Raw genomic sequence first — 12,663 nt, forward strand, 5'->3', positions numbered from 1 at the left:
AATTGCTCGTCACACGCTCGGGCTAATCTCATGTATATAGGCGCTCTGATCGGGTACCGAAATAGAAACGAGGCGAACACCTGCCGTGAGCAGCAGTTCTACATCCCAATTCGGACAGAACCAGTGGCTGGTTGACGAGATGTACCAACGCTTCCAGGACGATCCGTCGTCCGTGGATCCCAGTTGGCACGAATTCTTGACCGATTACTCGCCGGACTCGGCGAACACGGGAGGTGGAAACGGGACTGCCTCGAACGGCAACGCGGCTGCACCCGCCGCTGTTGTAGCTCCGCCTGCTGCTCCCAAGGCCACGCCTCCCGCCCCCAAGACCGCACCTCCTGCGCCGGCTGCCAAGGCTGGCGCTCCGGCCCCCGCGAAGACGGCAGCGCCCGCCGCCAAGGCCGCCCCGGCCCAGCCCGCAGCAGCCAAGCCCGCGGCCGCTACTGCCAAGCCCGCCCCTGCCGGCGGAGCCGAGGAAACCAAGGTTCTCCGCGGCGCCGCAGCCGCAGTCGTCAAGAACATGTCGCTCTCGCTCGAGATCCCGACTGCAACCAGCGTGCGTGCCATCCCCGCGAAGCTGATGTTCGACAACCGCATCGTCATCAACAACCACCTCGCGCGTACCCGCGGCGGCAAGATCTCGTTCACCCACCTCTTGGGTTACGCGATCGTCCAGGCAGTCAACGCGTTCCCCAACATGAACCGGCACTTCGCCGAAATCGACGGCAAGCCGAACGCGGTCACGCCCGAGCACACCAATCTCGGACTCGCGATCGACCTTCCCGGAAAGGACGGCAACCGCTCACTGGTAGTTGCCGCCATCCGGAACACCGAGTCGATGAACTTCGTCCAGTTCCACGCGGCATACGAGGACATCGTCCGACGCGCCCGTGAAGGCAAGCTCACCGGCGAAGACTTCACCGGCGTCACCATTTCGCTGACCAACCCGGGCGGTATCGGCACGGTTCACTCCGTTCCTCGCCTGATGAAGGGCCAGGGCGCCATCATCGGTGCCGGCGCGATGGAATACCCCGCCGAGTTCCAGGGCGCCAGCGACGAGAAGCTGGCCGAGATGGGCGTCGGCAAGTTGATGACTCTCACCTCGACCTACGATCACCGCATCATCCAGGGTGCCGAGTCGGGCGATTTCCTGCGCACGATCCACAACCTGCTGATCAGCGACGAGTTCTACGACGAGATCTTCCACGCGCTCGGCAACCCGTACGAGCCGGTGCGGTGGCGCAAGGACGTGCCGGAAGGCGCTGTCGACAAGAACACCCGCGTTCTCGAACTGATCGCTGCATACCGTGACCGCGGCCACCTCATGGCCGACACGGACCCGTTGCAGTTCGTCAAGGACAAGTTCCACAGCCACCCCGACCTCGACGTCATCAGCCACGGCCTGACGCTGTGGGATCTGGACCGTGAGTTCAAGGTCGGCGGCTTCCACGGCCAAGAGAAGATGAAGCTGCGCGACGTGTTGAGCGTGCTGCGCGACGCGTACTGCCGCCACGTCGGCGTCGAGTACACGCACATCCTCGAGACGGATCAGCGTCAGTGGATCCAGGACCGCGTCGAGGGCCATCACGCCAAGCCTTCGGTCGCTCAGCAGAAGTACATCCTGAGCAAGCTCAACGCCGCCGAGGCCTTCGAGACGTTCCTGCAGACCAAGTACGTCGGCCAGAAGCGCTTCTCGCTCGAAGGCGCAGAAGCAGTCATCCCGATGATGGACGCCGTGATCGACCAGGCCGCCGAGCACCAGCTCGACGAGGTCGTCATCGGCATGCCGCACCGTGGCCGTCTCAACGTCCTTGCCAACATCGTCGGCAAGCCGTACTCCAAGATCTTCACGGAGTTCGAGGGCAACATGAACCCGGCAGCCGCTCACGGCTCCGGCGACGTGAAGTACCACTTGGGTGCCAGCGGAACGTACATCCAGATGTTCGGTGACAACGACATCGCTGTCTCCTTGACCGCAAACCCGTCGCACCTCGAGGCCGTCGACCCGGTTCTCGAAGGCCTGGTCCGCGCCAAGCAGGACATCCTCGACAAGGGCGAAGAAGGCTTCACCGTCCTGCCGCTCATGCTGCACGGTGACGCTGCATTCGCCGGTCAGGGTGTTGTCGCCGAGACGCTCAACCTCTCGCTGCTTCGCGGTTACCGCACCGGTGGCACCGTGCACATCGTCGTGAACAACCAGGTCGGCTTCACCACCGCTCCGGAACATTCACGCTCGTCCGAGTACTGCACCGACGTCGCGAAGATGATCGCCGCACCGGTCTTCCACGTCAACGGCGACGACCCCGAGGCTTGCGTCTGGGTTGCTCAGCTGGCCGTCGACTTCCGTGAGAAGTTCGGCAAGGACGTTGTCATCGACCTCATCTGCTACCGCCGTCGCGGTCACAACGAGGGCGACGACCCGTCGATGACCCAGCCGGCCATGTACGACGTCATCGACACCAAGCGCAGCGTTCGTAAGAGCTACACCGAGTCCCTCATCGGCCGCGGTGACATCTCGCTCAAGGAAGCCGAAGACGCACTTCGCGACTACCAGGGCCAGCTCGAACGGGTCTTCAACGAGGTCCGTGAACTCGAGAAGTTCCAGCCCGAACCGTCCGAGTCCGTCGAACTCGACCAGACTCCCCCGGCTCGCCTGACCACGGCTGTCGCTCCCGAGGTTCTCGAGCGCATCGGAGACGCGTTCGTCAACGTCCCCGAGGGCTTCACCGTTCACCCGCGCGTCAAGCCGGTTGCCGAGAAGCGCCGCGAGATGGCCCGTGAGGGACATGTCGACTGGGCGTTCGCAGAATTGCTTGCGTTCGGCTCGTTGGCCGAGCAGGGTGCCTTGATCCGCCTCGCGGGTCAGGACTCCAAGCGAGGAACGTTCACGCAGCGTCACTCGGTCCTCATCGACCGCAAGACCGGCAACGAGTACAGCCCGATCGCCAAGATCGCTGCCGACGCCGAAAACGGCGGCAAGTTCATGGTCTACGACTCCGCACTCACCGAGTACGCAGGTCTGGGCTTCGAGTACGGCTACTCGGTCGGTAACCCCGACGCTCTGGTCCTGTGGGAAGCGCAGTTCGGTGACTTCGTCAACGGCGCGCAGACCATCATCGACGAGTTCATCTCTTCGGGTGAGGCCAAGTGGGGTCAGCTCTCCGACGTCGTGCTGCTCCTGCCGCACGGTCACGAGGGTCAGGGTCCGGACCACACCTCCGGTCGCATCGAGCGTTTCCTTCAGCTGTGTGCAGAAGGCTCGATGACCGTTGCGGTTCCGTCGACTCCGGCCAGCTACTTCCACCTGCTGCGTCGCCATCACCTCGACGGCATCCGCCGTCCGCTGGTGGTTTTCACGCCCAAGTCGATGCTGCGTAACAAGGCTGCCGTCAGCAACGTCGAGGACTTCACGACGGGCAAGTTCCGTTCGGTCTTCGAGGAGCCGGCATACGAGAGCGGCGAAAGCGCACGCGAATCGGTCAAGCGGGTTCTGCTGGTCAGCGGCAAGCTGTACTGGGAACTCCTGGCGAAGAAGCACAAGGACGAGCGTGACGACATCGCCATCGTGCGCATGGAGCAGCTCTACCCCGTGCCGAAGCGTCGCCTCAAGGAGACCCTGGACCGTTACCCGAATGCGGATCAGTTCCGTTGGGTCCAGGAAGAGCCCGCAAACCAGGGTGCGTGGCCGTTCCTCGGGCTGGCTCTGCCGGACCTTCTGCCGGAGACCTTGACCGGTATCAAGCGCATCTCGCGTCGTCCGATGTCCGCTCCCTCTTCGGGATCGAGCAAGGTCCACGCGGTGGAGCAGCAGGAGATCTTGGACGAGGCGTTCCTGCCGACCAACTGATCTCAGTAATTTGACAAGGGCCGGGCCCCACATTCCGCAAGGAGTGTGGGGCCCGGCCTTTCTGCGTTCACGTCAATTCGATTGCAGCAGACCCAGATCCGGCCCGGCATCGAAGCCGACGGCGGCCAGTGCCAACGCGGGCAACGACTGAACCGTCAGGTCGATCAGCTCCTCGCGGGTGATGGCGGGCGCTCGGAGCCAACTGATGGTGGCTTCCTCGACAAACGCGATCCAACCGCGAACGGCCAACTCCACCTGAGGTGTTCGAGTCAGGCCGATCTTCGGGAGCTGATCGAGGGTTCTCTTGGCCATGATGTCGCGAGTCTGCTCGAACACCTCACGCATCTGCGGATCCCCGCTGGCGGTCCCCCGGAGCAGCGAGACGTAGGTATTGCGGTTCTCGGTCACGTAGTCGACGTACGACGCCAGCACCGAGCGGAGGGTGAGCATCGGATCGTCCGACTCGCTCGGCTCGGTGCGCTGGAGCATCTGTTCACTGCTGTGTCGGACGATCGCCAGATGGAACTCGCTTTTCGACGCGAAGTAGTGGAACAGAAGCCCCCGCGAGACACCAGCCTGATCGGCGATGTCCTCGACGGAAATCTGTTCGAGCGGCCGTTCGGCCAGCATCCGCGCCCCGAGGTCGATGAGTTGCGCTCGGCGTTGCGCAGGGTCGAGCCGCGTTCGCTTTACTGCGTCCATGCCCAATAGACTACTGAATATTCGTCAATAAGCTATTGACCGTGACTCAATAAAGGCATATCGTTCCCTACATGAGTCTTCCAGTTACAGATACCTCAGCACCTGCCGCGGATACTCGCCACGTCGGCACACTGATCATCGGCAGTGGTTTCGCCGGTCTCGGTGCGGCGATCAAACTGGCACAGGCCGGCATCACCGACTACGTCGTTCTCGAGCGCGGCAACGACGTCGGCGGGACCTGGCGTGACAACAGCTACCCGGGCGCCGCGTGTGACGTGCCGTCGCATTTGTACTCGTACTCTTTTGCACTCAATCCGGAGTGGACGCGCTCCTTCTCCACTCAGCCCGAGATCTACAAGTACATCCAGTCGGTGGCCAACCGCCACAAGGTGCTCGACAAGCACATCTTCGACTGCGACGTTCTCTCCGCACGCTGGGACGAGGCGTCTGCTCGGTGGCACGTCAGCACCAACAAGGGCGAATTCGTCGCAAAGATCGTCGTCTCGGCCGTCGGCGCATTGTGTGAGCCTTCACTTCCGGACATCAAGGGCATCGACGGCTTCAAGGGCGAGATCTTCCACTCCTCGCGTTGGAACCACGACGCCGATCTGACCGGCAAGCGTGTGGCCGTCATCGGAACCGGCGCCTCGGCCATCCAGATCGTGCCGGCCATCGGCAAGAAGGTCTCGCATCTCGACGTGTACCAGCGCACGGCGCCGTGGATCCTGCCCCGCGCAGACCGCGAGTACACCAAGATCGAGCACCTCGCGTTCAAGTACCTCCCCGGCTTCCAGAAGTTGTGCCGCACCGGTATCTACTGGATGCGAGAGACGCAGGTCGTCGGCCTGGCCAAGGCGCCGGTCTTCATGAAGCCGCTGCAGTTCGCCGCCGAGCGTCACCTGAAGGCCCAGATCAAGGACAAGGATCTTCGCAAGAAGGTCATGCCCAACTTCCAGATCGGCTGCAAGCGCATGCTGATCTCGAACAACTACTTCCCCACCCTCGCCCAGGACAATGTCGACCTGGTGACCGAAGGCATCGAGGAGGTCACCGCCAACGGGATCGTCTCGAAGACCGGCACCACGCGTGAGATCGATGCCATCGTCGTGGCGACCGGATTCCACGTCACCGACTCCCCCACCTTCGCGGGAATCTTCGGCAAGGACGGACGCTCGCTCGCCGAGGTCTTCGAAGAGACCGGCATGCAGGGATACAAGGGCGCGGCAGTTGCCAACTTCCCCAACATGTTCTTCCTCGTCGGACCCAACACCGGCCTCGGACATTCGTCGATGGTCTTCATGATCGAGTCGCAGATCAACTACCTGGTCGACGCGATCGCCACCATCGACAAGTACGACATCGGCACCATCGAGGTGCGCAAGGACAAGCAGGACAAGTACAACAAGGACCTGCAGGCAGCTATGTCCAAGAGCGTGTGGAACAACGGCGGTTGCGCCAGCTGGTACATGGACAAGCACGGAAACAACACCACCCTGTGGCCTGGCTTCACCTTCCAGTTCCGCAATGCCACCAAGCATTTCGACCTCGCGGCATACCGCAGCGTCGCCACCTCGGATCTTGGCGCCGTCGGCACCGCGACCACTTCACAGATCGACCTCGACGACGAGAAGGCAGTAGCACAATGAGTGATTTTGCAGGCAAGGTCGTAGTCATCACCGGAGCGGGATCGGGCATCGGTCGCGCACTAGCACTGAACCTGGCCGGCCAGGGCGCCAAGTTGGCAATCTCCGACGTGGACACCATCGGGCTCGCCGAGACAACGCGTCTGGTGGAAGCCATCGGCGCCGAGGTGAAGTCGGACCATCTCGACGTCACCCAGCGCGAAGCGGTTCTCGAGTACGCCGACGCGGTTGTCGCCCATTTCGGCAAGGTCAACCAGATCTACAACAACGCCGGAATCGCCTACCACGGCACCTTCGAGAAGTCCGAGTTCAAGGACTTCGAACGTGTCATGGACGTAGACTTCTGGGGAGTTGTCAACGGCACCAAGGCATTCCTTCCCCACGTCATCGCCTCCGGTGACGGGCACATCGTGAACGTGTCGAGCCTCTTCGGTCTGCTGTCGATGCCGGGTCAGAGCGCATACAACTCGGCCAAGTTCGCCGTTCGCGGTTTCACCGAGTCGCTTCGCCAGGAAATGCTGATCGCCAAGCACCCGGTGAAGGTGACCTGTGTGCACCCGGGCGGAATCAAGACGGCCATCGCACGCAACGCCACCGCAGGCCCGGGTGAAGATCTTGCGGTCTTCTCCGAGTTCTTCGACCGCAAGCTCGCACGCACCACACCGGAGGACGCCGCCAAGACGATCGTCAACGGTGTTCGCAAGAGCAAGCCGCGAGTTCTCATCGGGATGGACGCAATCGCACTCGACGCCTGGGTTCGCCTCGTAGGATCGGGCTACCAGCGCATCGTCGCGATCGTCGCCGGCCGAATGATGCCCAAGTCCAGCTGAGTTCGTTTCACAGCGCAGTTCGCACAAAGAGTTAGGAGCCCTGCCGGTGAGCACGTTCACCCTTCCGCTGCCCGTGGTCGCATTCTTGTTGAAGCCGTACTTCCGTCTGGCTTTCAACTCGCGGCTGCCGTATCGGATTCAACGTCTGTTGCTCGAGGCCGGGGCACCGCTACAGCAGGTTCCAGCGGGCGCCGTCGTGCGCCCGCTGGAGCTGGCTTGCCGACCGGCAGAGAAGATCACCGTCGGCGCAACCGAGCGCCCCACCGCAGTTCTCTACCTGCATGGCGGGGCGTACACGCTCGGTTCGCTGTCCACACACCGTTCTCTCGCAGCTCATCTCGCCCGTGAGTCGTCCAGTGCGGTCTTCACCTTGGACTACCGTCTCGCGCCGGAGAATCCGTATCCCGCCGCTCTCGACGACGCGGTCTCGGCCTTCATGCAGTTGGTCACCGAGTTCGACTATTCGGAAGACCGCGTTGCCATCGCCGGCGATTCGGCCGGTGGCGGCCTGGCCGCGGCGACCGCTATTCGTCTGATCGAGCGTCACGGCGTGACCCCCGGCGCGCTTGCACTGATCTCACCGTGGGTCGATCCCGGCGATCGGGGTGCCACCAAAAAGGCCGACCTGGTGGTCAACACAGCGTGGTCCTTCGACGCCGCCGACGCCTACCTTGCGGGAGGCGACCGTACTGATCCTGGCTACGCGCCGATGCACGGCAAGCTCGACGGGTTGCCGCCCACCAGGATTCACGTCGGTTCCGAGGAAGTCCTCTACCCGCAGATCATGACGTTCACCGACAAGCTCTCCGCTGCCGGCGTCGACGTGTCCCTGGTGGAGTACGCGCGACTGTGGCACGTGGCTCACGCACAGGCGTCACTGGTGAAGGAAGCAGCAGACGCCGTTTCCGACCTCGGCCAGTTCATCGCATCGAAACTGATTCGTGCCAAGGATGATTCGAGTTCAGCAGTGGGCTCGAACAGTCACTGACGGGTGGCCCACTCCGTCCATGTCACTGACGGGTGTCCCACTCCGTCCATGTCACTGACGGGTGTCCCACCAGGTGCGGGCGACTTCCGAGGCTGACGCCCTGCCGGTCCGCACCTGCTCGATCATTGCGGCGAGATCGGTGGTGGACAGTTCACCGGCAACGACGCTGAGCGCCTTGACAGCCGAATCTCCCAGTGCGCCCGCTCGAAAGAGCGGAACGACATTCTGCGCAGCCAGAACGTGATTCGAATCAGCGAGCACTGTGACGGCATCGGATTGTGCCAACGCCGACAGCGTCGTGGTTCCAAATACTTGTGCACCGGGTACGTCTGCCGGCGTTGCCTGATCGACACCGGCGAAGACACACTCGGCGCCCTCGGCCAACTGTTCCACTGCCCCGTCCTCGACGAATCTCGCGGAGACGAGCGGCGTCGCCGCGGCACACGAAGGAGCAAAGGCTTCTATCGTCTTCGCTCCCAACGACTGTGCGTATCCGGTGTCGAGTGCGAGGACCGCACGATCTTCGGCCATCGCATAGTCGGAAACCGAAAGACCCTCCGGCAGAGAGCGACTCAAGGCTTCGAAGACGTCGTCGGCCTTGCGGGCCGGGGATGACGGGTCGTAGTGATCGAGCAGCGCGCCGGTGAACTCGGGCACCAAAGTGACTCGCGCTGCGTCCAGAGCCTCGAGTGATTGGTTTCGGCCACCACCCACCGATTCGACGCGAGCCGACAGGCCGGAGGAGGAGAGCACCGTCGAATACACCTCGGCCAACACCGAACTCTCCACCGATGCGTCAGCAGCCACCACGATCTGGTCACGAGACTCCGCTTCGACACCCTCTACCACCGAATCACCGTTTGCGCATCCGCTGAGAATCGGCAGGACCATCAGTGCTGCAACAACAGTCGAATACTTCGTGCGTGTGCTCTTCACTGAAATCCTCACATCCAATCCCATGGATCGAAAACCGTGCCATGTCGGTACCTATCGTTACACTTGTCGGGCGATGCGCGGTAACCAGTCCTGACGCAGCCACTCGGTGGCGGCGCCGTCGAAGTCACTCGGGTGGCTTCGCCACAAGGGAATGGTTTCCGACGCCCGAAACACGGGACGCCCGAAAAACCGGAAGGACGCTCATGCGCACCTCACGATTTCGTTCCAACCGTTGGCTCGTAGCCGCGGCAACCGTTGTCTCTCTGACTGCACTGACAGCGTGCGGTAGCAGCGACGGCGACTCCAACAGCGATCCCAACGCGATCGTCGTCGGCTCCGCCAACTTCACCGAATCCGAGACGATCGCCAACATCTACGCCGAAGCACTGCGTGTCAACGGGTTCGATGTGTCCACGTCGTTCAACGTCGGCAGCCGCGAGGCGTACATTCCGGCACTCAAGGACGGGTCCATCAGTGTCATTCCGGATTACACGGGAAATCTCCTGCAGTACTTGGATCCCGACAGCACGGCCACCAGCTCCGCTGACGTCCTCGCTGCTCTTCCCGCAGCTCTCGGGTCGGAATTGGCAATTGCGACGCCTGCATCCGCCGAGGACAAGGACGCCGTCGTCGTCACGAAGGAAACGGCTGACAAGTGGAACCTGAAGACGATCGCCGATCTGGCTCCGCATTCCGCCGAGGTCAAGTTCGGTGCTCCGGCCGAGTTCCAGGAACGTCCAGCCGGATTGCCCGGTTTGAAGTCCAATTACGGCCTCGACATCTCGGCAGCCAACTTCGTTCCGATCGCCGACGGCGGTGGACCGGCAACCGTGAAGGCTCTCTCCTCCGGTGACATCACCGCGGCAAACATCTTCACGACGTCGGCCTCCATCCCGGAGAACAACTTCGTGGTTCTCGAAGACCCGAAGAACAATTTCCCGGCTCAGAACGTGGTGCCGGTGCTGCGTGCCTCGAAGTCTTCCGACAAGTTGAAGACGGTCCTCGATGCGGTGTCCGCCAAGCTCACCACCGAAGAGTTGTTGGCACTCAACGTCCAGGTGTCCGGCGACACCAAGACGGAGCCGGCAGCGGCGGCCAAGGCGTGGGTGACGGCCCAGGGCCTCGACAAGCCGGTCTCGTAGTCACGTGATCACCTTCGAGGGCGTCACCAAGCAGTATCCGGACGGCACCACCGCCGTCGACCGTCTCGATCTCACCATCGAGGCCGAGTCGTTCACGGTGTTCGTGGGGCCGTCCGGGTGCGGCAAGACGACGTCAATGCGCATGATCAACCGGATGATCACACCGACGTCGGGCAAGATCTTCGTCGACGGTCGTGACATCGCCCAGACCGACGCGGTGAAGCTGCGTCTCGGCATCGGGTACGTCATCCAGAACGCCGGCTTGCTTCCGCATCGCACCGTGATCGACAACGTCGCAACAGTTCCGGTACTGCGCGGTGAGTCCCGCCGCGCAGCGCGCAAAGCCGCGTTGGGGGTACTCGAACGAGTCGGTCTGGACATCTCCCTTGCCACCCGCTATCCCGGACAACTCTCGGGTGGGCAGCAACAACGTGTGGGAGTTGCGCGAGCATTGGCTGCCGATCCGCCGATCCTGTTGATGGACGAGCCCTTCAGCGCCGTCGACCCGGTGGTGCGTGAGGATCTGCAGACCGAAATGCTCCGTCTTCAAAGCGAACTGAAGAAGACGATCGTCTTTGTCACCCACGACATCGACGAGGCAGTCAAACTCGGTGATCACATTGCCGTCTTCGGTCCCGGCGGGCGGCTTCAGCAGGTTGCGGCACCTCGCGACGTGTTGGCCGCACCGGCAACGGATTTTGTCGCCGGATTCGTCGGACGCGATCGCGGCTATCGGGGATTGTCGTTCCGCGCTGCCGACGAGGTTCCGTTGCACCCTGTAGGCACGGCCGTCGAGAACGAATTGAAGGCTCTGCGTCTCGAATTGGGCGAATGGGTTCTCGTGGTCACGGACAACGGAACTCCGCAGGGATGGATCGACGTGACCGGCGTCGAAGGCCTGCGCTCGGGACGAACCCTTGCTCAGTCGACGTCTGCCGGTGGTTCGCTGTTCTCCCCCGGCGGCGATCTCCGCCAAGCACTCGATGCGGCAATCTCGTCGCCTTCCGGTATCGGCGTTGCCGTCGACGGCGAGGGAGCGGTCATCGGCGGGATCCTCGGTTCCGAAGTCGTGGCGAAATTGGCAGATCAGCGTCGACGCGAGGACGAGGAACGCAACCGCGTCGCCTTCACCGAGGGATTCGGGTCGTAGCGGCATGCGCTGGCTCATCGACAATTTCTCGACGGTCGTGGATTACTCGAAGACCCATCTGTATCTGGCACTGCTTCCTTTGCTGATCGGTCTCCTGATTGCCGTTCCGGTCGGAACAGCGATCCGCAACGTCAGATGGCTGCGCCGAATCACGTTGACCCTGGCGAGCATTGCGTTCACGATTCCGTCGCTCGCGCTGTTCGTCACCATCCCCCAGTTGTTCGGACTCAAGACCCTTGATCCTCTCAACGTCGTGATCGCACTCAGCGTGTATGCGACGGCACTGCTCATCCGGGCTGTACCCGAAGCACTCGACTCGGTGCCGGACAACGTCATCGACGCCTCCACCGCCGTCGGTTTCACACCGCTACGACGCGCTCTGACGGTCGAGTTGCCATTGGCGCTGCCGGTGATGATCGCGAACATCAGAGTTATTGCCGTTACCAATATTTCGCTGGTGTCAGTCGGATCTCTGATCGGAATCGGCGGGCTTGGAGTCCTGTTCAAACAAGGCTACGACCGCGACTATCCCGACCAGATCGTTGCGGGCATCATCGCGATCGTCGTGCTGGCACTGGCGCTCGATCTGATCCTGTATCTGATCGGCCGATTCCTGACCCCGTGGACCAGAACGTCGACCTCGTCGAAGGTTCCCGCCGTCCTGTCAGCCGAGGGGGAACCCGTATGAGCATCTTCACCGGGGCCTGGGACTTCATCGTCGATCCCGGAAATTGGAGCGGCGACACCGGAATCGGCACCCGCATCCTCCAGCACCTCTGGTACAGCGTTCTGGCCGTGGCACTTTCGGCTGTGATCGCGGTGCCCATCGGATTACTCATCGGCCATCTGCGTCGCGGTGAGATCGTGGTCGTCAGTCTGGTCAACGCACTGCGGTCACTGCCCACTCTCGGCCTGCTGACCTTCCTCGTTCTTCTCATGGGTCTGGGAGTGATGCCGCCGATTCTCGCCCTCGTCATTCTTGGTATTCCCCCACTACTCGCCGGCACGTACGCCGGAATCGCCAGCGTCGACCGCGGCGTCGTCGAGGCCGCACGGGCGATGGGTATGACCGAACTCCAAGTGCTCTTCCGCGTCGAGATACCCAATGCGCTGCCATTGATTCTCGGCGGACTGCGTAACGCGACACTACAGGTGATTGCCACGGCAACGGTCGCCGCCTACGTCAACCTCGGCGGCCTCGGCCGGTACATCTTCGACGGTCTCGCGCTCTACAAGTACGACCGAGTGGTCGTCGGCGCAATCCTGGTCGCGGTTGTGGCTCTCGTCGTGGACGGCTTACTGGCGCTGGTGGTCTGGGCATCGGTTCCCGGGACCGGCAGGCTGCGCCGAACACCCGACCTCACTCGTCTGTAGCTCTCGGTACACACGAAAAAGCCCCGATCGGAACCTTGTGTGCGGGTTCCG

The 12,663-nt window shown here is 62.5% G+C and carries 10 protein-coding genes; 8 read left to right on the forward strand and 2 right to left on the reverse strand.

The genetic code is table 11. The features are described 5' to 3' along the window. Window positions 1-85 precede the first annotated feature (85 nt). Window positions 86-3,847, forward strand: coding sequence for a multifunctional oxoglutarate decarboxylase/oxoglutarate dehydrogenase thiamine pyrophosphate-binding subunit/dihydrolipoyllysine-residue succinyltransferase subunit (locus RHP72_RS19870; protein ID WP_165639638.1), 3,762 nt, complete (start codon window positions 86-88; stop codon window positions 3,845-3,847). A 72-nt stretch (window positions 3,848-3,919) separates the two neighbouring features. Here RHP72_RS19870 and RHP72_RS19875 read toward each other — a convergent pair whose 3' ends face one another. Further along, on the reverse strand, window positions 3,920-4,549 hold the full coding sequence (locus RHP72_RS19875) for a TetR/AcrR family transcriptional regulator (RefSeq protein WP_007736130.1): 630 nt from the start codon (window positions 4,547-4,549) through the stop codon (window positions 3,920-3,922). Between the two features lie 71 nt (window positions 4,550-4,620). Between RHP72_RS19875 and RHP72_RS19880 the strand changes: the two genes are divergently transcribed. From RHP72_RS19880 to RHP72_RS19890, 3 genes are read left to right on the forward strand one after another with little or no spacing between them, the layout of a single operon-like run. After that, window positions 4,621-6,195, forward strand: coding sequence for an NAD(P)/FAD-dependent oxidoreductase (locus RHP72_RS19880; protein ID WP_003945071.1), 1,575 nt, complete (start codon window positions 4,621-4,623; stop codon window positions 6,193-6,195). Further along, window positions 6,192-7,022 carry an SDR family oxidoreductase gene (locus tag RHP72_RS19885; RefSeq protein WP_007736128.1) on the forward strand — a complete coding sequence of 277 codons (831 nt, stop codon included), beginning with the start codon at window positions 6,192-6,194 and terminating at the stop codon, window positions 7,020-7,022. The genes RHP72_RS19880 and RHP72_RS19885 overlap by 4 nt, the downstream gene beginning before the upstream one ends. Window positions 7,023-7,068: 46 nt before the next feature. Beyond that, window positions 7,069-8,010, forward strand: coding sequence for an alpha/beta hydrolase fold domain-containing protein (locus RHP72_RS19890; protein ID WP_007736126.1), 942 nt, complete (start codon window positions 7,069-7,071; stop codon window positions 8,008-8,010). 51 nt (window positions 8,011-8,061) lie between these two features. Here RHP72_RS19890 and RHP72_RS19895 read toward each other — a convergent pair whose 3' ends face one another. Then, window positions 8,062-8,946 (reverse strand): ABC transporter substrate-binding protein, encoded by an 885-nt coding sequence (locus tag RHP72_RS19895; protein ID WP_285183853.1) that lies wholly within the window; start codon window positions 8,944-8,946, stop codon window positions 8,062-8,064. Window positions 8,947-9,149: 203 nt separating this feature from the next. Here RHP72_RS19895 and RHP72_RS19900 point away from each other — a divergent pair, with 203 nt between their 5' ends. The 4 genes from RHP72_RS19900 to RHP72_RS19915 are packed head-to-tail and all read left to right on the forward strand — an operon-like array spanning window position 9,150 to window position 12,612. Further along, entirely contained in the window at window positions 9,150-10,088 is a 939-nt protein-coding gene (locus RHP72_RS19900; protein WP_003945094.1) for an ABC transporter substrate-binding protein, read from the forward strand. Window positions 10,089-10,092: 4 nt separating this feature from the next. Continuing rightward, window positions 10,093-11,238, forward strand: coding sequence for an ATP-binding cassette domain-containing protein (locus RHP72_RS19905; RefSeq protein WP_311093733.1), 1,146 nt, complete (start codon window positions 10,093-10,095; stop codon window positions 11,236-11,238). A gap of 4 nt (window positions 11,239-11,242) precedes the next feature. Next, window positions 11,243-11,926, forward strand: a complete 684-nt coding sequence (locus tag RHP72_RS19910; protein ID WP_007736121.1) for an ABC transporter permease — start codon at window positions 11,243-11,245, stop codon at window positions 11,924-11,926. Continuing rightward, window positions 11,923-12,612, forward strand: a complete 690-nt coding sequence (locus RHP72_RS19915) for an ABC transporter permease (protein WP_003945081.1) — start codon at window positions 11,923-11,925, stop codon at window positions 12,610-12,612. Before RHP72_RS19910 ends, RHP72_RS19915 begins: the two co-directional genes overlap by 4 nt. Window positions 12,613-12,663 lie beyond the last annotated feature (51 nt).

The organism is Rhodococcus sp. SG20037, from assembly GCF_031763325.1.
Classification (GTDB): domain Bacteria; phylum Actinomycetota; class Actinomycetes; order Mycobacteriales; family Mycobacteriaceae; genus Rhodococcus_F; species Rhodococcus_F qingshengii.